This window comes from Streptomyces sp. NBC_01450 (genome assembly GCF_036227505.1).
Taxonomy (GTDB): Bacteria; Actinomycetota; Actinomycetes; order Streptomycetales; family Streptomycetaceae; genus Streptomyces.
Genome location: NZ_CP109481.1, coordinates 2,307,353 through 2,327,378, shown reverse-complemented (window position 1 = coordinate 2,327,378; position 20,026 = coordinate 2,307,353). Strand labels below are relative to the sequence as shown.

The window sequence follows — 20,026 nt, the reverse complement described above, 5'->3', positions numbered from 1 at the left end:
GTCGGAAATGAGGCTTGAGCGAGGGAAACGTCGAGAACGCGGCCGGGGGTGCGGGGTGCCCACGCGGCCGCGTTGTGGCTGGTCATGACGGGTTTGCGGCGGTGATCCTCGGCGGCGGCGTGATGCCGCAGTCGCGGTAGGAGGTGGCCTGCTCGCTGTTGAGCGGGGTGGTCGGCGACGACTGGGCACGAGTCTGCCGATCGACGTGCTGACCACGCACTACCCGGTTGGTTCGGGGGACGGCTGCGGGCTGCGGAGGTGCGTGATCTCTTCGTGCTGGGCGGCGAGCCGGGATAGCGCGAGCTTCTTGAACGCGGTCAGCTCTTCGATGGCCTTATCCCTGTCGGCGACGCGGTCCTTCAGCTCGGCGTTCTGGTCCTTCAGACGCTCGATCTGTGCGTCTCTGGGGTCTGGCACCTCCCCGGCCTCCCGGAGAGCCTTCAGGCGGCGTACGAACTCGTCGCCGAGGTGCTGGTAGGGCCCTTCCCGAACGCTGCCGTCACGGTCCTTCTTCGGGTAGAAGCCGGTGCGGGTCACTCCGGCCTCTGCTGCGAGGGTCTTGAGGTCGCATCGGCCGCCGGGTGGGAGTTCGCCGCGAAGGAGCCGGTCCATGGCGGCCCGGATCGCTTCCTCGTTGCGGGTCCGGTCGGTGTCACTGATCCTGCCCATGCGCTCCTCCAGGAGTGGTGGCCAGGGCCGCGTCGATGGCGGCGACGACGTGGTCGGCCCGCTCGGCCTCGGCCGTGAGTCGCGACTTCTCGGCCTTCTGGGACCGGCCGATCTTGGCGATGAAGACCCTGCTGCTGGCTGCGGCCGACGCCCAGACGGGCCGGTGACAGGGGTGGTGGGTGGCCTGCGGACATCGGGCGGAGTCACACATCCCGGCCAGAGGACGGCTGCGGTCTTTGGTCTGGCCGAGCTTGAGGCAGAGGGCCTTGTCCGGGTCGATGAACCAGCAGTAATTCGCGATGCCCAGGTGCAGGGTGCCGGCTCGCTGGGACAGCAGGTTGATCACTTCCTGGTCGCTGTGCTTGATCTGCGGGGCGATGGTGTCCTGGAGGAGTTCGTTCTCGACGGACTTGAAGAAGCTCACGAGGTCACGGGCACCCGGGCCGGCTGGCTGGCGGCCTGCCTGGAAGTCGCGGAAGGCCTGCAGGGTCAGGGTGAGGTTGCGGTTGTGTTCTGACTCGCCGACCTCGGCGAGGAACTTGGCCTGTGCTCCGCCGGGCCGATTCGCGTAACCCTCGGTGGTGACCACGGACAGGTGCTTGAGCTGGATCTTCGCGGCCAGCAGCCCGCCGCGGCGGTGGGCGATCTCGACGGCCAGGGTGCGTCGCAGGATTCGCAGGTTGAGCGGATCATGCGGAATTGGAGCGAGGCCGAGACGGGCCCCTTCTTCGCCGTTGACCCACTCCCGGAACCGTTCGTAGCGGCCATGGAAGACGAGGGTTTGTGGAAACAGGTGGGACGCATCGGGACCGGTGAGTTGCCGGGCGACGCCGGCCGCCTCGTATGCCTCGGCGGCGACGACCCATTCGTCCCAGACACCCCCGAGCTTCTTTCCCTTGATCAGCTTGCTCTTGAGGCGGTGCCGGACCCGGCGGGGCCCGATCTTGTCGGGCGGCTGTTGGCAGTCCTGGGGCAGTTCGACGAGTTCGCTGTGACGCATACCGCTGAGCGCCGAGATGGCGATCATGCAAGCTGTGCGGACGATCCCGATCAGCGCCTTCACGTCCGCGGCGAACAGCGGCAGAGTCCAGGGGACCTGCCCGTCGCCGTCCGCGCGGTCGATGACAGCGGCGTGACGCCCCCAGAGGGGGGCCACCCCGACCTGGGCGAGGGTCTGCTCGAGCAGGGAGAGGATGGGCTCCCAGCGTCCGCCGGGTTCCACCCAGTGACGGCGGGGATCCGATCCGCCCGTCCGGCTCTCCCTGACCAGGGCCTTGAGGCTGACGCGGAACAACCGGTCGGCCGGGTCCCACCCCTTTGTGATCTTGTAGTCCAAGGTGTCTGGAGCCGTCTGGACCAGGGGTTCACCGGTCCTCGCGTGCTGCTGCAGCTTCTCGACCAGGGCTGCTTCCCGCTCGGCCAGTGGCATCGCCGGAACCTTGGGGCTGGCCCGGTGCCGGTCGACGTCAGCTCGGCCCGGGCCGGCTGGGTCTTGTTCTCTGTGTTCCCTTCGGTCCGGACCGCCGTCGTCGCGCGGGGACGAAAGCCGTCCCGATAGCGGTCGATGCTGAACAGCTCGCCGTAGTAGGCAAGTTCGCGCGGGACGAGTTCGGCCATCATGCGGGTGTCGTCACTCGCGTCCCGCAGGAAACTCCCGTCCCGGTCGTAGATCGTTGAGCGGTGCTGCAGGAACCGGCCACAGTGTCTCTGGGTCACCTCGCTCAGGGAGGTGACGCCCTGCTTGGTGAGCCAGTTCATCCAGCTGGTCAGCCATCCCAGCCGCTGATGGCAGGTGGTCAGGGTCTTGGGCAGGCGAGAGGCGTCCGGAAGGACACGGACCTGTTCGTGTTCCGGCGCCATCAGCGCCAGCACGTACTCCTTCGCGACCGTCCACCACCGCGGGTTGCGGATCTTGGTGAAGTCCAGGATCCGCCGGGACGGGCTGAAAAACCGGGGAATCCCGTCCACCACGGTCAGGTCCCAGACATTCTGCTCGAAGACGGGGCTGTGACAGCCGAGCCGGACGGGAAGACGGATCACTTCGCAGACGGCCGCGCCGGCGAACACTGACCCGCCAGGCCGACCGGCCCTCTCGGCTCGTTCAGCGAGAACGGTCACTGGGTCAACTCCTCTGGTCGGAGTGGGAGTTCGCTGTCCGTGTCGGCGACCTGACCTGCGGCATCCTGCAGTGCCGCCGCGGTGAAGTACTTGGACTGCGGGCTGAGGAGGTCGTCCAGACGCTGGGCATAAGGACCGAAGATCGCCATGAAGGCCGCGGCGGGAGTCTGCTGCCACTGCCGGGCGAAGAACGCCCTCAGCCGCATGAGGTTGGACAGGTGACGTGGGGCGAACAGGGCCAAGGGGCAGATCAGACAGACCCATGGCCTCGCCGGGCAGGGCTTTCCCGGTGGCCCGTGCAGCCCCGACAGCTGATCGCCGCAAGCGGCAGCGAACACGTCGCGCTCGCCGCCGATCAGCTCGGTCAGGGCAGCGTCGTCGAGGCCGAGCCGGGCCGCCTCGGCCGGGAACCCTTCGAGGAAGGCGGCCAGATCGTCATCGTCTTTGATCACCAGCGGGTTCTGGCTCCGGCGGATCAGGTCGCTCTGCGCGGACTCGATGATCGACTCGGTGGCCGCCTTCTGCGTCGGTGTCTGGTGGGCCACGTAGTGGGACCCCTCGACCGCCGGGGTGTGGTTCGGGTCGATCGTCGCGCGGGAGGTGCTCTGCCAGATGCGCCGGTCCTTCGATGCCTCGAAGGTGGTGCGGATGCGCGGGCTGTGGACCAGGAACGGCTTGCCTTCGGCGTCGACCAGGCCGTTGCGTTCGTACCAGTTCGACTCGTCGGGCTTCGGGAACCGGCCCGCCGACCACTTGTAGGTGCCGGTCGGGTTGAACCGCAGCCAGAGGCGGCCCTTCAGATCGGCGGGGGCGAACTGCCGCAGCACCGAGGAGTGTTCGAGCCAGCGTTCCAGCAGGCGAACCGCCGAGCGGGACAGCGTCAGGCTCTCCTTGGCGGTGCGGCCCTTGATGTAGTCGACCAGGGCCGTCTTGTCTCCGGCCCAGTCGATGTCACCGAGTCCCAGGCCGGCGATGCCGTCGGCCACGATGCCCGTGCGGGTGCCGAACAGGATGCGGTAGGCGAAGACGATGCCCGGCCTGGGGAAGAGCGCGGCCACCGCCTCGTTGCCGGCACCGGGATAGATCTTCGTGAGCTGGCGGACTGCGGCGTACTGGCCGCGGACCCGCCGCGGCAGGGTGCCCTCCGGTCCGCGATGCCGAAGCATCCACTGGATGTTCTCCCGGCTCCAGCCCCCAACCGCGACGTCCTGGCCCCGCTCGGCTTCCTTCAGGGCGGCCCTGAACGCTGTGTAGGCCCTGCCTGTGATCCCCTCGCAGACCGAGATCAGATTCGCCCACTCCCGTTCGCTGTAGGGCACCAGGGGGCGGCGGTCCTCCGCGGTGCGGGCATGGAAGTTGCGGCCGTCCACAAAGCGGCGGACGTCCGCCGGGAACACGCCCTCCAGGTCGTCCAGCCGCCGAAGCAGGAGGCGGATGGGCGACTCGTGACGCCCCTGCTTCAAGGCCACCAGGGCCCTGGCCAGCAAGGGCCGTGACAGGTCCTCGGCCGTCCCGGCGAACCCGTATTCGTCCAGATCCCTCAGGAAGAACCGGATGCTGACCAGGTAGCCCCGCACTGAGTCCGGCGAGTCCAGATCACCGTGCGGCTTGACCAGGTCAGCCAGGGCCCTCATCAGCTGGCTCGCCAGCTGGGGCAGCCGGGCTTCGTTCAAGAAGCACTCTGCCCGCCGGGCATCCATGAACACGCAGGACACCCCGAGCGGCTCGGCGATCACGCTGCCCGGCATCAGACCAGCACCCCGGCGTCCTCGTCCTCGAACTCGGCGTCTGCCTCCCGCTGTGCCGCCTCCTGATCCAGCAGGCCCCAGCGGCGTCCGGTGTCCTCGTAGATCTCGCGGAAGATCCGCATCATGTCCAGTCGCCGGAGATATTTTTCCGTGGTCAGAGACGAGGAATGTCCGAGCAAATCTCGCAGGACCAGCAGCGGCTCCGTCGTCGTCAGGTAGTGGGCCAGGGCATCATCCGCGTCCCTACCCGCCGCCGACAGCCGTGCGGCCTGCTCGTAGTAGCCGGCCACCAGCCTTTCCATGGTGGCCATGGCCATCGTGTGCCGGCATCGGTGCGGATGAACATGCGGAAACCGCGGCTCGTAGCGTTCGGCGATCCGGCGGCTGGTCCGCTCGAACACACTCGACCAGGCGGTGAACGGGCCGCCGTCGGACCGGACGGCCAGCAGCATCGACCCGCCGTCCGGTGCCACCAGGCGTCGCCGCTGGGCCGACTTCAGCGAACTCCACTTAATCCACTTGCCGTTGACCCGGCCGCCCTGACCGTCCGTCTCGGTCACGAACAGCGGCTCGCCCCACCGCCTCGGCGGCCGCCATGCAGATCCCTCGCAGGCCAGCATCCGCTCCAGAGAGATGTAGGCGTGAACGCGGGCCAGCGAGGTGTAGCTCACCCACGTCACCCGGAACTTGCTGCCCTTGGTGATCGACTCCGGGACGGGGAACGGGATCGGCATGAGCCTGGAGGCGAGTTCCTGAGGACAGCACCATGTCGACCACTGAGGAGTTGCGGGCCACGTTCCGCCCGCGGAACCGCTTCGGGCTGTCGTCCTCGCTGCCGTCCGGCCTCAGCCCGGCCAGGGCGTTCACGAACATGGAGGCGAACTCGTCCTCCAGGTACTTGATGGTGACGTGGGCATGCGGGATCCGCCGCCTCGCCTGGTTCACCATGATCTGGCGGACGGTCTCCGCGTAGACCACCGCCGCCTGCTGATAGGTGAAGGGCACGGACGTGGCGTACGACTCGTCGACCGCCCACCGGTAGAACATTCCCAGCACGCTCATGTGCTGGTTCCAGGTGACCGCCCCGAGTCGCTGCTTGAGATCTCCGCTGGAGCGGTCCACCGCGTACGTGCTGAGCAGGGCCTTCAGCCGGTCTCGAGTGTCGAAGATCTCCACCCCATGCAGTTGGGCGGAGACGAACCAGTCCCGCAGGATCCGCGCGTACGTACCCCATGACGAGGGTGCCGGGCAGTTCTCCGTCGGCCGCAGGCGAAGCCACTCGTTCGCAGCCGCGGTCGCCCGCAGCCCGTTCTCATCCTCGAAGAGCAGGTCGTCATCGACGAGGAAGGCCATCCCTTCGGGGATCACCGGCTTCGTCGGCAGTCCCCAGGACTCCCAGCCTTCACTTGAGTAGAACGCGACCTCCATGCCCACCGACCGTACGGACGGGACACAGCGCGGACTACCCGACAAGTGCGTTCGAAGGGTCGCTCGATCCGCCTTACGAGACACGACAGTTAAGCGTGAACAACCCAGCCGGGTCATCGTCGCCGACGCCCGCCGCCACGGCGTTCCCATCCTGCCCGTCGACGTCAACCGCTCCCGGCCCGGGCACAGCGTCGAACAGACCCCACAAGGATGGGGCGTCCGGCTCGCCTTCGCCACCATCAAGGACATCACCGCGGCCGAGACCGCCCGCCTCGCGGCCGGCCAGCCCTACACGAACCTGCAGGACCTGTGGCAGCGGGCCCGACCCTCGCTGCCGCTCGCGCAGCGCCTAATCCGCATCGGCGCCCTCGACGAGCTCGCGGCAGAATTGACCCGCCGCGACCTGCTGCTGCAGGCAGCCGAACTACACCGGCAGTACCGCAACCGCGCCGCCACCGACGGGCAGCTGCCGCTGGGCGGAGAGCTCGTGACCGCCGGGCCGAGCGGTCTGCCGGAGATGACCAGCCGCGACAAACTCAGCGCCGAACTCGACACCCTCTCCATCGACGTGAGCCAGCATCTGATGGAGCACCACCACCGGCTGCTGCGCGAGCTCGGCGCCACCGACGCCGCCCACCTCCGCAGCATGATCCCCGGGCAGCCGGTCCTGGTCGCTGGAGTACGGGCCTCCACCCAGACCCCGCCGATCCCGTCCGGAAAGCGGGTCATCTTCGTGACGCTGGAGGACGACTCAGGCCTGGTCGACATCGCCTTCTTCGAAGACTCCCACGAGGCCTGCGCGCACACCGTGTTCCACAGCGGGCTGCTGCTGGTGCGCTTTACCGACCACTTCTCTCTTGCCCGGGTCACTCGTTGGAGGGGTCTTCGGGGCCCTCGTGTTCCTGTTTACCGGTCGAGGAAAGCCTCTTCGCGATGTGCGTATGAGGGGGGAGTGGCCGGTGCGAACTGGGTTGGTCCTGGGAGACATTCGCGTCCAGGCGATGAAGCGGGCGGGCGGCGGCTTGTCGTACACGATCGTCTGGCCGGACTGCTCAGTCGATCAGGAAGCGGACGGCTATTTGCGTACGCACGAGGGCAGCGGATCGCAGAAGACGTACGCGTACTACCTCGTTGATCACCTGCGATGGCGGGTCCGCGAGGGACTCACCACAGAGACGATCAAGCTGCTCGATCTGCACCGGTACATGGGGGCGGTGGGCGCCCAGGTCCCGATGCCCTGGGGGCAGCCGTGGAGGCTGCCCCCGAAGAATCCGTATGGCTCCTCCGCTCTCGGGACTGCGGCCGCCTGCCTGAAGGGCTTCTACCTCCATCAATGCGTCACCAGGGATGTGAATCCCGAGCTGCGGGACGCGCTGGCGGCCCAGAGGCTGCCGACCCAGGCCGATCGCAGCCGGGCCTTCTTGGGGCACGTGAAGACCGCGATGCCGGCGAACCCGTTGGCCCCGAAGCGGGGCACCAGGCGGCGACACCCGAAGATGCTGCCCGAAGGCGCTAGGCCGGAGCTGCTGGACGTGGTGAACACCGCCCGGGACGAGATGGTGGTGACCTGGCTGTCCGACACGAGCCTGCGCATCGGCGGGCTGACCGGCCTGCACCTGGTGGATCTGCACCTGCGAGACGACGCTCCCTGCGGCGACTGCAAGAGCCCTCACCTGCACGTCTGCCATCGATGGGGCAATCCCAACCGGGCAGCCGCGAAGATCAAACCAGACTGGAAGCTCGTCGACGGAGTCATCACCGAGGGCGAGATCTACCGGGTCAGCCCGGCCATGATCAGCAGCTACTTCAAGTACATGACGACGGAGTACGCGAAGTACGCCGGCGGACACGGCATGCTCCTCATCCAGCTGGCCGGACCGAACCGCGGCGAGCCGTGGACGACGGACGCCGCTCGGGGGATGCTGCGCCGGGCCGGGCGCCGGGCCCAGCTGGCGGGCCGCATCACACCCAAGGCGTTTCGCCACCAGTTCACCAACGACATCATGGACGTCACCGGCGGCGATCCCCTGGTGGCGAAGGCGGCCGGGAACTGGGCCTCAGCCAAGATGGTCGACGAGGTCTACGGCCATCCCGACCTCCACTCACCCGAGTTCGAGGGCGCCCTGCAGGCCGTCTGGGGTGAGGAATGACGACGCCCGCCCGGCTGCTGCCGGTGGTCGTCACCGGGGCGTCCTCAACCCGCACGGTCTCCGACCGGCTCGAGATCCTCCAGGCCCTGATCGCGGCACCGTCGTTCTAGCCCCTCTTTCGCGAGGACGTCATCCAGATCCCACCGGATCATCCGGTCTGGGGCTGGAGATGCCGCGTCACCGACTGCGCCCGCGGCCGCGAGAGCTGGGGGGACTTCTGCGACACCCACCACGACGAGTGGATGGCCTGGCGGCGAGACGGGGGCGACGCCGTCCGCTTTCTGGAACAGGCGCGTCCACTGCCGTCGCGGGGATGGCGGCGACCCCCGCAGTGCCTCATCTGCCCCCATCTTCCGGGCCGCTGCGGCACTCAGCTGTGTTTCATGCACAACGACCGCTGGTTCAGCTGGCGCGAACAGCGGCGCAAGAGAGGACTGCCCGCCGAGTTCGACGCCTACCTGGCCACACAGGAGCCGTTTCCCGACTTCGGTGTCTGCAGCGTCGTCGCCTGCCCGGACGCGGCGGATCATCCGGTGGGCCTCTGCACACCTCACCGCTCTCTCTACCGGCGAGAAGGCCGTCCCGGAGATGCGCAGACGCCGCGGAAGTACGGACGCTATCTGGCGATGAACCCACCGGTCATCCCGGTGACCTATCAGGACGAGAAGGGATTTCGCCGCTGGTGCCGCGAGACCGACCCACTGGTCCGCATGGACGGCAAGCTGACCCTGCTCGGCCTGCGCCCGTTGGTGAAGGCCGAGATCAAGTGGGCGATGGTCCACCACCACCGGGACATCGTCGAGGGAGGGCACTGGCCTATCAACGCGCTCCAGCACCTGGCCACCAAGTGCCGTCACCAAGCGGTGAACTCCCTGGCCGACCTCGCTGTCGGCAACGATCCCAGGAACCGCCTGCGGCAGATCACCCACCAGATGCTGCGGCACCTGAGGCTCGTCTACTTCAGCCGGCGGGACACCAAGGACGCCGGATTCCTCGAGACCGATCACTACGGCATCCGCCTGACCAACTACGGCAGCCACTTCGATCTCTCCGGTGTCTCCCAGCGGTGGCTCCGCGATCTGCTCTGGGACTGGATGGACGCCCGGCTTACGACCGATCCGCCCCGCAGCCACACACCGCTCGTGGTCAGTCGCAAGGGCTGCGTCGAGCTCAGCGCCTACCTCGAAGCGGCGGCCCCCGAGGGTGGCCACGACCCGACCCTGCTGACGTCGGACCACATGGTCGACTTCGTGGCCGACCAACGGCGCAGAGCCCGGCACGGACTGCCCTCCCTGGGCGGTCACACGTCCTCCCGGGCCGGCCCGCCGGAGCCTGCCACCGTCACCAAGGGCACCGTCACCGACACGTTCAACGGGGCCCGCAGGGTCCTGCGAGCCGCGATGGACCGCGGCACGACCCACGACATTGGCTTGGACCGGGCCTTCATCGTCGTTCTGCCCTACGGCCGCGGCAGCAGCGGCCGCCGCCGCCCGTTCCCCGACTCGGTGGCCCGCGCTCTGGCGAACGAGCAGAACCTGCAAGGCCCCGCCGAGTCCGATGCCGACGACCGCGGGCTCCGGGGCATCTGGGAAGCACTCGTCTTCACGGGACGCCGTTGCGGCGAAGTCCTCAACGCCCGACTGGAGTGCATTGACCGCCTCAACAAGATCCCGCTGTTCTGGCACGACCAGACCAAGGTCGGCAATCTCGACGAGGCCATCCGCATCCCCGAGCGTCTCTACCAGGTCATCGAACGCCGCCAGCAGACGACGATCGCTCGATTCACCCAGCGGCATGGACGCCCGCCAACCGACCGTGAACGCCGGGAAATCGCCCTGTTCCCCCGGCGAACCGCCAACCGCGCCTTCCTGAAGGGAGTCAGCTACACCTGGTTCCACCAGGCATTCCGCTCCTGGCTGACCGGCCTCGACATCGGTCATGCCGTCCCGCACCAGACCCGGCACACTCTGGCCACCAACCTGCTCAAGCACGGCGCGAACCTCACCCACGTCAAGCGCTACTTGGGCCAGGTCTCCGAGAAGATGGCCGAGCACTACACCCACATCGCCAACACCGACCCGCGGATGAACGACGCCCTCAACGCCGTCTGGGTCCACGGCCCTGGCTCGCCCGAACCGGGCCTCCCCCTCTCCACCGGCAAGCCGATGACCCGCGCAGAGGCAGAGGCCCTGGCCATCGACCTCAGCCGCCGATCGACTCCGGCCGAAGGCGGCTTCTGCACCTACCAGCCCGTCGTCAACGGCGACAACTGCCCCTACAACCTCGACTGCCACAACTGCGACAGTTCGTCCTCTCCGGCGCCGACCTCGTCTACTGGCACCGCAAGCGCGAACAGTGGCATGCCCGAGCAGAACGCGCCCCCGACAGCGCCACCGCCGACTACCTTCACGACCTCTTCGAACCCACTGCCAGAGCCATCGCGGGCCTCGAGAAGGCCCTGGAAGCCGTCGGCCTCCTCGAGGAGGCCCTCGCCCTCGACCTGCGTCGGCCCCAGGACTACTTCGGCCGCGTCTGGTCCACCGCATTCCGAGCCCAGGAACTGGCCCACCGCGAAGAAGAACAAGACGGGGAGGCCGCATGAAACCCTCCGCACCCGCGGCCGCGATCGCGGCCCGCAAGCGGCAGGCCGAGCAGAAGCTCGCCCAGATCCAGAAGGCCATCGGCCAGCTCCGCCGAGAACGCGGGCGGCTGACCGTCCGGTCGATCGCCGAACGCGCCGGAGTGTCCGCCACCTTCTGCTACGAGAACTTCGACGCCCGAAGCCTCGTGAAGAGCGCCATCGCCGACAGCCGCAGTCGCCACGACCAGGCGGCGGCCGACGAGCACGAACGGATCGAAGCCACTTGGCGTGAGCGAGCCCTGAACGCCGAGGCCGAACTGAGCCGAGCTCAGAAGGAAATCCTCACGCAGCGTCAGCACATCGGCGAACTCATGGGCCAGATCCGCGACTGCGGTCAGATGGTCTCCGGCGAGTCCGTCCAGGTGCTCGTCACAGAGAAGAGCACTCTCCAACGGCGAGTCCAGCAGCTCACCCAAGAGCACCGCAAACTCCAGGAACGACTCGAAGGAGCCCGATCCAACCTCCGCTTCGCCGACAAGCGCATCGCCGATCTTGAAGCACAAATTCTCGAGCATGACCGGTGATGACCTTCGAACCAGGGGTTTCAGAGGATGCCTGAGCCTGAGTTCTCGTCAGGTCCTGCAGAAAATGGATCGTCAAGGGGAGCCCAGCCTCCTACCGTTCCGCCATGCAGATCGTTGTGACGCTGGACTGTGTCGATATCGAGGCCCAAGCGAACTTCTGGCTCGGCGCGCTCGCCCCGCTGGACTACTGCCGCGGTTTCCACGGACCTCCCTACCTGAGCCTGGTCGGGCCCGCTCCTGCACCAACCCTTCTCCTGCAGCACGTCCCCGAACCAAAGCAAGGCAAGAACCGCATGCATCTTGACCTCGACTTTGGCACCGCAGACCTGACGTCCGAGGTCAACCGCCTCGAACAGCTAGGCGCTGCGAGGCTCTCTGAAGAACTCAACGAACACGGCTTCCGCTGGATCGTCGTTGCCGACCCGGAGGGCAACGAGTTCTGCGTATTCAATCCCCCGAAATCGCTTCGTCACGGACGCCTACGCAACACATAACTCCAGGTCAGAACCAATACGGACACTTCGAGGCTCGGTAAACTGGACGGCACCGTCGAGGCCCGCGGACCGCGCCGCACCGTCGTCGGCGCAATGGCCTGGGACCTGGAAGAAGTCGCCGCGGCCCGCCGCGACCTGGGCCCGCAGGCCGCGCTGGACCTGCTCGGCCGCACCGCCCCCGCTCCGACCCCGGCGCAGCCCGCCGCGCCGCAGCGGACTCTGGCCGACGGCACCGCCGGGGCACGCCTCCACCCGTATGCAGACCTCCAGCCCGCCGGCACCCGCTCGGCGGACCTGAGCCGTCTAGGCCACCGCAGTCAGGGAAGCGCAGGGTGACCACCATGGGTCAACAGACCGTCCTCCACATCCGGTTCGACCTACCGCCCGGCCACGACCCCGCACTCCTGGAGCGGCTGCGCCGCCTCCTTGAAGACTTCACGCCGTGCGTGCAGATGCTGGAGCCGGACAGCGCCGTGCTGGACCTCACCGGAAGCTTGCGGTTCTGGCAGCGGGACGCCCGCGGCATCACCGAACTCATTCAGTTGCGCGCGCTCGCCCTGTACGGGGTGCGCAGCGGGGCGGGGGCCGCCCCTAACCGGATGCTCGCCGCTATGGCCTGCGCGCTCACCCCGCCTGGCCGGCGCACCGTCATCGACGACTCCCCCGAGGCGATCACCGCGTTCCTGCGACCGCGTCCGGTCCGGCAGTTGCCCGGGGTGGGCGCGAAGGCGGCCGCGACGCTCGCGGAGTACGGCCTCCACACTGTTGGGGACGTCGCCGACGTCCCCCAGCTCACGCTGCAGCGCCTGCTCGGTGCCCGTGCCGGACGGACCCTTCACGAGCGAGCCCAGGGCCGCGACACCACGATCGTCGACCCCACTCCGACGCCGGCGAGTATCAGCACCGAGCACCGCTTCGCCCGGGATGAACTCGACCCGGCCCAGCACCGGCGTGCCCTGCTCGCCCTGGCCGACGATCTCGGTGCCCGCCTCCGTGGCTCCGGCCAGGTCGCGACAGGTTTGACCTGCACCGTCCACTACGCCGACTCCAGTGCCACCCGCCGCAGCCGCACTCTGCCCGAAGCCACCCTCCGCACAGTGCTCCTGGCCCGCACGGCGTACGCGGTGTACGACTCCCTCGGTCTCCAGCGCGCCCGGGTCCGCAGCATCGCGCTGCGCGCCGACGCCCTTCAGCCCGCCGACCGGGCCACCCGGCAGCTCACCCTCGACGCGAGCGACGACAAACCCCTCGAGATCGAAGCCGTCGCGGACCGCGCCCGGGCCCGGTACGGGCACCAGGTGATCTACCCCGCCGCTCTCGCCATCAGCTCACCTCCCCCGTCAGCCCGACAGTGGAACCGCGGCGGTCGTCCAGAGGATGCGCACGGACGTCGCGCGACATGAGCGCTACAGCGGCAGGCGACGGTGGGCACCCCTGCCGAGGAGCGCTGATGATTCAGGACGGATATCGGGACCTGCGCGTCCCGGACGACGGCGGACGGCCGGCACGCGAGGAAGTAGCCCGGCTGATCTGTCTCTGCGACGCGATCACGGACGGCCGCCGCACCGCGCGGACTACCTCCCGGGTCGCCGGCAACGTGCTCGAAGCCCTCACCCGGCGCGGGCTCCTCAGGACAGCGGCAACTGACCGAGTGGCCGGCCGCGGTCGGCCTGCGCCTCCAGCAGAGCTGCCACGTCCGGCTCCCTCGTGAAGACGGGGCCGTCCCAGTACGCCGGGACCACCACGGGCGTGAGGCACACCTCGGTGCCGTGGGCGCGCGCGGTGTCGAAGAGGGTCTGCAGCATCTGCAGTCCCGCCAGGTCGAGTGCCCCGCGGCGGGCATGCCACGTCTGGGTCTCAGGGACGTACGAGGCGATCGGGCGGAGCCTGCCGAGTTGCTCCTGCCATTGAGGGGTCCCAGTAGTTCTCGCCGAAAAAACAACGCTAAGGACTGAGTCGCAGGTCAGGCTGTGGGCTCCAGAGGGGCCGTGGCTGTCTGCTCGTCATGTTCGTGCAGCATGCGCATGACGGTGGCGGGTGAGGGGTGTTGTCCCTTCTTCGTGCCTGTGGTGATGACGAGCCGCTTGGCGATGTCGCGCAGGCTCATCTCCTTCTCGTCGCGCAAGTGGAGGGCCATGGAGAGCATGTCGGGGTCGGTGACGCCGGCGCCTCCGATGGTCTTGCCGCGTTTGCGGGCGGATTCGTGGCCTTCGAGAGTGCGGTCGCGGATGTACTCGCGCTCCATACCGGACATGGCGGCCAGCACGGTGAAGACGATGCCGGAGGGGTCGTGCGAGCCCTTCAGCTCTCCGGTGAGGAACTCCAGGCCGACGTCGCCGGCCTTCAGTTCCTCGGCGAGCATGGCGAGTTCGATGCCGCGGCCGAGCCGTTTGTGTTCGTGGACGACGAGGGTGACGGCGACGCCGGAGGATCGGATCTCCCCGGCGAGCCTGACAGCGGCCTCCAGCTCGGGGCGCCGGGTGGCGCGGGTGGAGATCTTCTCCGAGAAGACCCGGGTGACCCCGGTCTCGGCGAGGGAGTCGAGCTGTGCGTCCAGGGACTGCCGGGCCGTCGAGGCGCGGGCGTACCCGAGTCGGACGTGTCCGATGGGCTCGGCGCCGGCGCTCGCGGGCCGGGGCAGCTCGGTCCAGACCGAGCCCGGTTTGCGTACGGCGGGTGTCGGCACACCGAGCACCTTCGCGAGTTGGGGCACGAGGCGGAAGCGGGCGGTGTGGTACTGGATGGCCACCTTGCCCTTGCCGGTCCGGCACGGCGAGCCCGCCGGGGCGGCGCAGGTGGACATCGGGCAGGCGTGCGATTCCACGCGCTTGAAGTCGTCGTTCACGGTCCCGACCGTTTCATGGGGTCGTTTCAGACGTCCAGTCGTTTGCAACAACTCATGAAACGCGATCGCCCCAGGTGGACCGCCGGGTGTCGGGGTGTTTCACGAGCGGTCACCTATGAAACAACCGCAGTGTCTGGGTTGTCGTCTCTTCGAGTCGGCGGACGTCCTCGCCACCGCCTACGACACCGGTTCGCGCCTGTGACGTACTGGCCGCTGGTGTGTGGCACGTTTCACTCGTATTCCGGTCCCACCCCCAGCACGGTCACCGAATCCGGGACCACGTTCAGTTGAGCCCTTGAGCGAGTCACCCGCCTGGGCGGTGTGGCGGGCCGGTTTCACCGCAGAGATCAGCAGGATGAGCGCTGGGGCAGGGAATCGCGGCGGCCATCCCGACCCCGCGACCACCCTGGCCACCGGCACCTCACGCACCCGGCCCGAGCTCGGTGCGGACTTCCACCCGCTGCTTGAGGCCGGTGTTGAACGCGGCGTACCCGTCTTTTTTGGGTGTTCTGAGGAAGGGCCGGATCAGGGTGACCAGGGCTCCGGAGAATTCCTCGTGGTTGGTCAGGCGGGTGGTGCCGTCGTGGTTGAGGGAAAGGACGAAGGAGTGCTGGCCGTGGAACAGCTGCTTGATGCCGAGCGTGCCGACCCACCGCAGTTCCTGGCCGGGTGTCGCGACGGTGACCGTGGGCCTGAAGGTCATGCCCGGCATGCGCATCGTGAGCCGGCTTCCCACTTGAGCGGTTCCCTCGGCTGCGGAGAAGGTGCTCCACTCTCCGTAGGCGGCGAAGTCGGTGAGGACGTCCCACACCGCTTGCGGGGTGGCGTCGATGTCAATAACGGCGGTGAGGACTGGCTTCATGGTGGTTTCCACTTCTGGCTGGTGCGGGACGGAGGGGCGGGGGTTCGGCGAGCGGGTCTACCGGTGGCCGGTGGGGCCGGGGACTGGCGTGGAGCGCAGTCCACGGCGGTCAGAGCGTCACGCCGGCGCGGCCCTGCGGGAGAGGGCGCTGTTGGTGCTGGTGGCCGTGGTCTCCTGCAGGCCGTGGTCGATGAAGTCGATCATCCAGGTGAAGCTGTCGTCGATGTCGGTGGCGAACTGGAACCCGCCGGCTGCTTCCAGGGATGCGTATCCGTGCAGGACGGTGCGCAGCATCCGCAGCGCGTGGATCTGCTGGTCGGGGTCGATCCGGTAGCCGTGCAGCATGGCCGCCCAGGAGTCGACCACCCGGTTGAGGGCGTCGATGAGGGGGTCGTCGGGTCCGGTCGGGCGGGCTGCGTTGGCTGCGGCGTATCGGCCGTGGTGGTCCTTGACGAACGTCCGCATCGCCTGTGCGCCGCGGGCCAGGGCTTCGGTGCCGGCCCGGCCCTGGATGGCGTCGCGGATGGCGTCGGCGCACTGGTTCATGGCCAGGATGGCGATCCGGTGGGCGAGGTCGGTCTGGCCGGTGACGTGCTTGTACAGCGAGGGGGTCCTGACCCCGAGCCGTTCGGCGACCAGGCCCATGCCGAGCTGGTCGAACCCGACCTCGTCGACCAAGGCGGCGGCGGCTTCGGTGACCGTCGCGGCGGTGAGTCCAGCCCTAGGCACCGGCAGCCGCCTTGGCCAGGAATGGCAGGGCCAGCGCGAGGACCTGGTCGGGGGTCTGGGCGTGCGGGTAGTGGCCGGCGCCGTCGATCACGGCCAGCTCGCCGCGGCCGGCGGGCAGGTCGGCGATGATCTTCGCTCCTTCGGCGCGGGGGTCGGCCCAGTCGGGGTCCAGGCTGCCTTCGACGATCAGGACCGGGCAGGTGACGTGGGCGAGCTGGGTGCCGGCGTCGGTGGGCTTGGACTTGCACATGTCCTGCAGGGCCTTCATCCGGCCGGGCTCACTCAGCGTGGCCTCAATGCGGGCCAGTTCGCTGTTCCAGTCGGCGGGCTTGGCCGGGTAGGCCACGTCGAGGTACTTCTTCCAGTCCGCCAGGCGTCCCCGGACGATGACCTGCGCCATCCGCGTGTACCCGGTCCGGAAGCGCTTGACCCGAATCAGCCCGCCCAGGTCGACTGGCTGCGCACGGGTGAACGGAGCCAGCTCGATCACTCCGCTGATCACGTCGGGCGCAGTGGCGGCCGCGATGGTCGCGGCGCCGCCGCTGATCGACTGCCCGATGATCACGGCCGGGCCGCCGAGGTGACGCACGACGGCGACCAGATCTCCGGCGATGTCGGTGCGGCTGTAACCGTCCCAGCCGAGGCTGGACTCACCGCACCCGCGGATGTCGACGTTCGCGACCCGGTAACCGGCGGCCACCAGGCCGGGAACGAGGAAGCGGTAGGAGTGCCGGCTGTCGCCGATACCGTGCGCCAGCACGACCAGGGGACCTTCCCCGGTCACGTCGAAGGCGATGGTGTTCCTGCCGATTCTCAGGTGCTCAGGCATGCCGTCCTCCACCGAAATAGCTAATGTGATTAGCCATAGGCTAGCTATATTAGCTACGAAGGTCAACACCACACCCCGCCTCGCTCGATCGGGGGCCGGGCATCGGGAACGAAGAGTCCCCGCCGAACGCCTTCGGGCCTGGCTTCCCAGCGGGACTGCTGGTTCCCCTCTCCAGCCGACGTGGTGGTCGGTCCGCCAGCCCTGGCTCTGCACTCCTCGCTATGTGACACAGAATTCGTATTGCCTGTCACGCTGGCCTCCGGGACTGGGAAGACGCCCAGCTCGCCGCCTTGCCGGGCCGGACCCGGCTCGGCAACGTTGTGTGCCACATCAGCGCGGGAGGCTCCTCACGACGGTCGTGCCGTTCCCCATCCCGCCCGCCGAGACCACTGGCGGCGAGACCGTCGAGGCCGCCGTCGACCGCTACCTCGACTCCGTCCAGACCAAGACCACCCGCGACAGCTACGGCGAGACTCTCGCCCGGCTGACCACGCTCGCCGGGGACCGGCCCGCAGCCGCGCTGGTGCCTGAGGACTGAAGCGCCCCGGTTCGAATGGAGACTCGATTTCGTGAAAGGATCGAGTCATGGCACGACCTTCCCGTTACCCGCTTGAGCTCCGCCGTCGTGCGGTGCGCATGGTCGCCGAGGTAGGCGACGACTACCCGAACGAGACGGCCGCCCTGCAGGCGGTGGCCGAGAAGCTCGGCATCGGCTCGCGCGAGACGCTGCGGAACTGGGTGAAGCAGCACGCGATCGACGCGGGGACACGTCCGGGGACGACGACGGAGGAGTCCGCCCAGCTCAAGGCGTTGAAGAAGGAGAACGCCGAACTGAAGCGGGCCAACGAGATCCTGAAGGCCGCGGCGAGTTTCTTCGCGGCCGAGCTGTGCGCCACGAGGCGCGATGTTGATCGAGAGGTGGTGAAAGGCCACTTCCGTCAGGTCGTCGTAGCGGCCTGATCGAAGCTTGGGGGCAGCCTGATCCGGGGAACGCCGGTGAGGGTGGCAAGCGGCCCCGACGAAGGCGGGACGTGCCGGAACTACCAGACGGTGCGGGTCTGTTCAGCGAGGTCAGAAGGTGTAGCGAGAGCGAACCAGTGGTTGAAGCTCCGTAACAGCGAAGCCGGGTCAAATCTGGTGGATATGGGCCGGTGTGCAGTGCGTGGAACTCTGCTTTGCGGCGGGGGCCCAACTCCGAAGCCGTGTAGCTCTGACGGTGGGGAGGCCACGTTGAAGGTCTGCGGCGTAAGCGTGGCGATGCTGCCGGAGTAGAGCTGGGCGCCTCCCTGACCGATCGATCACATGGTGAACGTGGGAACCATCCGCGGTCGCCCTCCCGCCGGGCAGCCGGTCCGGTGGTGGGCAGGTCCGTTGCCGATTGAGGGCCGTGGGATGGGGCGGAGGCCCCGTAGTAGTCGCGGGCGTGACGACCCGCCGTGGAGGCCGTGAAAGACGGCCGCAGGGCGAAGGGGGCCAGCAAGTCAGCAGTTGAGGTTGCTGGAAGGCCGGGAGGTTTTCGCTGGTGAATACCGACGAACTGGAGCGCGCCTTATTTATGGCGGAGCGACGGGTACTGAATATCCAGACCAAGCTGCACCGTTGGGCCCGTGATGATTCTCATCGCAGGTTCGACGACCTCTACAACCTTGTTGCCGATCCCGGTTTCCTTCTGGTGGCCTGGGATCGGGTGCGGGGTAACAAGGGTGCCCGCACGGCCGGAGTGGACGGTCGCACGGCCCGTTCCGTCGAGGCCGGGCAGGGCGTCGAGGAGTTTCTCGACGAACTGCGGTCGCATGTGAAGGACCGTAGTTTCCGCCCGCTTCCAGTGCTGGAACGCATGATCCCGAAGGCCGGCGGGAAACTGCGCCGCTTGGGGATCGCGACCATCACCGACCGGGTGGTCCAGGCATCCTTGAAGCTGGTGTTGGAGCCAATTTTCGAGGCGGATTTCCTCTCGTGCTCCTACGGGTTTCGCCCGAATCGCCGGGCTCATGACGCGGTAGCCGAGGTGCACTATCTAGCTTCGCGGCCACGCAACTATGAGTGGATCGTGGAGGGTGACATCACGGCCTGCTTCGACGAAATTTCACATTCGGCCCTGATGGACCGGGTGCGGCGTCGAGTCGGAGACAAACGCGTCCTGGATCTGGTTAAGGCTTTCCTCAAGGCGGGCATCCTCGGTGAGGATCGTCTGCTGCGGGAGACGACTGCCGGAACCCCACAAGGGTCGATTCTCTCGCCCTTGCTCAGCAATGTGGCTCTTTCAGTCCTGGACGAGTACATCGCTCAGGCGCCGGGAGGCCCTGCTGCTGGGCAGCGGGAACGGAACAGACGGCACCGTCACGGTCTTCCCACCTATCGCCTTGTGCGGTATGCGGACGACTGGTGCCTGATGGTGTTCGGCTCCCGAACGGATGCCGAAGTTCTGCGTGAGGAGATCACAGAGGTCTTGTCCTTGATGGGCTTGCGCCTGTCTCCGGAGAAGACCCTGATCACCCATATCGAGGAAGGGCTGGATTTTCTCGGGTGGCACCTCCAGCGCCACCGCAAGAGAGGCACCAGCCAGCGCTACGTCTATACCTATCCCGCGAAGAGGGCCGTTCAGGCTGTGAAGCGGAAGGTCAAGATGCTGTGCCGAGAGGTCGAAGTGAACCAGCCGCTGGACGACCTGCTGCGTCGGATGAATATGGCGTTGCGGGGCTGGTGTGCTTACTTCCGGCCCGGGGTGTCCTCCGCGACTTTCGCCTATCTGAGCTACTACACGTGGCAGACGGTATGGCGATGGATGCGGCGCAAACATCGCCGGTCCACCTGGAAGGATCTCCGCAACCGCTATTGCGGCGGCGGATGGTGGCCCGCCAGTGAGAACAGAGAGCTGTTCGACCCCGAGAAGGTAGGAACGACCCGCTACCGATATCGAGGTTCTATTATTCCAGCTCCCTGGCCCATCGCGGGATGAGGATGTCCAACACGCGGTCCATTTCGGGGC

The 20,026-nt window shown here is 67.8% G+C and carries 16 protein-coding genes and 4 pseudogenes; 10 read left to right on the top strand and 10 right to left on the bottom strand.

Annotated elements, in window-relative coordinates; genetic code table 11:
* Positions 1–219 precede the first annotated feature (219 nt).
* The 5 genes from OG568_RS59320 to OG568_RS59300 form a co-directional block, all read right to left on the bottom strand.
* Positions 220–669: a hypothetical protein gene (locus OG568_RS59320; RefSeq protein ID WP_329538216.1), complete on the bottom strand. Its 450-nt coding sequence runs from the start codon at positions 667–669 to the stop codon at positions 220–222.
* Positions 653–2,098, bottom strand: coding sequence for a hypothetical protein (locus tag OG568_RS59315; RefSeq protein WP_329538215.1), 1,446 nt, complete (start codon positions 2,096–2,098; stop codon positions 653–655). Before OG568_RS59315 ends, OG568_RS59320 begins: the two co-directional genes overlap by 17 nt.
* Before the next feature lie 685 nt (positions 2,099–2,783).
* Complete coding sequence (locus OG568_RS59310; protein ID WP_329538214.1) at positions 2,784–4,535, bottom strand: hypothetical protein; 1,752 nt, start codon at positions 4,533–4,535, stop codon at positions 2,784–2,786.
* Positions 4,535–5,095, bottom strand: a complete 561-nt coding sequence (locus OG568_RS59305) for a hypothetical protein (RefSeq protein WP_329538213.1) — start codon at positions 5,093–5,095, stop codon at positions 4,535–4,537. The genes OG568_RS59310 and OG568_RS59305 overlap by 1 nt, the downstream gene beginning before the upstream one ends.
* Positions 5,046–5,963, bottom strand: coding sequence for a hypothetical protein (locus OG568_RS59300; RefSeq protein WP_329538212.1), 918 nt, complete (start codon positions 5,961–5,963; stop codon positions 5,046–5,048). The genes OG568_RS59305 and OG568_RS59300 overlap by 50 nt, the downstream gene beginning before the upstream one ends.
* Before the next feature lie 109 nt (positions 5,964–6,072).
* Between OG568_RS59300 and OG568_RS59295 the strand changes: the two are divergent.
* The 7 genes and pseudogenes from OG568_RS59295 to OG568_RS59265 form a co-directional block, all read left to right on the top strand.
* Positions 6,073–6,807 (top strand): annotated as a pseudogene (locus tag OG568_RS59295) (helix-hairpin-helix domain-containing protein); the annotation flags it as partial.
* Between the two features lie 235 nt (positions 6,808–7,042).
* Positions 7,043–8,113 carry an integrase gene (locus OG568_RS59290; RefSeq protein ID WP_329538211.1) on the top strand — a complete coding sequence of 357 codons (1,071 nt, stop codon included), beginning with the start codon at positions 7,043–7,045 and terminating at the stop codon, positions 8,111–8,113.
* 242 nt (positions 8,114–8,355) lie between these two features.
* A pseudogene (locus tag OG568_RS59285) lies at positions 8,356–10,122 on the top strand (tyrosine-type recombinase/integrase); the annotation flags it as partial.
* Between the two features lie 589 nt (positions 10,123–10,711).
* Positions 10,712–11,278, top strand: a complete 567-nt coding sequence (locus OG568_RS59280; RefSeq protein ID WP_329538210.1) for a DUF6262 family protein — start codon at positions 10,712–10,714, stop codon at positions 11,276–11,278.
* Positions 11,279–11,382: 104 nt separating this feature from the next.
* Entirely contained in the window at positions 11,383–11,772 is a 390-nt protein-coding gene (locus OG568_RS59275) for a VOC family protein (protein WP_328349752.1), read from the top strand.
* Positions 11,773–11,820: 48 nt separating this feature from the next.
* Positions 11,821–12,108: pseudogene (locus tag OG568_RS59270) on the top strand (DNA polymerase III subunit alpha); the annotation flags it as partial.
* A gap of 5 nt (positions 12,109–12,113) precedes the next feature.
* Positions 12,114–13,175, top strand: a complete 1,062-nt coding sequence (locus tag OG568_RS59265; protein WP_329538209.1) for a DNA polymerase Y family protein — start codon at positions 12,114–12,116, stop codon at positions 13,173–13,175.
* A 225-nt stretch (positions 13,176–13,400) separates the two neighbouring features.
* Here OG568_RS59265 and OG568_RS59260 read toward each other — a convergent pair whose 3' ends face one another.
* The 5 genes from OG568_RS59260 to OG568_RS59240 form a co-directional block, all read right to left on the bottom strand.
* Positions 13,401–13,577, bottom strand: coding sequence for a hypothetical protein (locus tag OG568_RS59260; RefSeq protein WP_329538208.1), 177 nt, complete (start codon positions 13,575–13,577; stop codon positions 13,401–13,403).
* Between the two features lie 158 nt (positions 13,578–13,735).
* Positions 13,736–14,617: a recombinase family protein gene (locus OG568_RS59255; RefSeq protein ID WP_329538207.1), complete on the bottom strand. Its 882-nt coding sequence runs from the start codon at positions 14,615–14,617 to the stop codon at positions 13,736–13,738.
* 421 nt (positions 14,618–15,038) lie between these two features.
* Complete coding sequence (locus OG568_RS59250) at positions 15,039–15,479, bottom strand: SRPBCC domain-containing protein (protein WP_329538206.1); 441 nt, start codon at positions 15,477–15,479, stop codon at positions 15,039–15,041.
* A gap of 117 nt (positions 15,480–15,596) precedes the next feature.
* Positions 15,597–16,208 (bottom strand): TetR-like C-terminal domain-containing protein, encoded by a 612-nt coding sequence (locus OG568_RS59245; RefSeq protein WP_329538205.1) that lies wholly within the window; start codon positions 16,206–16,208, stop codon positions 15,597–15,599.
* Complete coding sequence (locus OG568_RS59240) at positions 16,201–17,037, bottom strand: alpha/beta fold hydrolase (protein WP_329538204.1); 837 nt, start codon at positions 17,035–17,037, stop codon at positions 16,201–16,203. Before OG568_RS59240 ends, OG568_RS59245 begins: the two co-directional genes overlap by 8 nt.
* Before the next feature lie 358 nt (positions 17,038–17,395).
* Here OG568_RS59240 and OG568_RS59235 point away from each other — a divergent pair, with 358 nt between their 5' ends.
* The 3 genes and pseudogenes from OG568_RS59235 (at position 17,396) to ltrA (ending at position 19,996) form a co-directional block, all read left to right on the top strand.
* The gene (locus OG568_RS59235) at positions 17,396–17,575 is read left to right on the top strand and encodes a hypothetical protein (RefSeq protein ID WP_329538203.1); all 180 of its coding nucleotides are present in this window, start codon (positions 17,396–17,398) and stop codon (positions 17,573–17,575) included.
* A 47-nt stretch (positions 17,576–17,622) separates the two neighbouring features.
* Positions 17,623–17,910: pseudogene (locus OG568_RS59230) on the top strand (transposase); the annotation flags it as partial.
* Between the two features lie 649 nt (positions 17,911–18,559).
* Positions 18,560–19,996, top strand: a complete 1,437-nt coding sequence (gene ltrA / locus OG568_RS59225) for a group II intron reverse transcriptase/maturase (RefSeq protein WP_329531056.1) — start codon at positions 18,560–18,562, stop codon at positions 19,994–19,996.
* Positions 19,997–20,026: the final 30 nt, after the last annotated feature.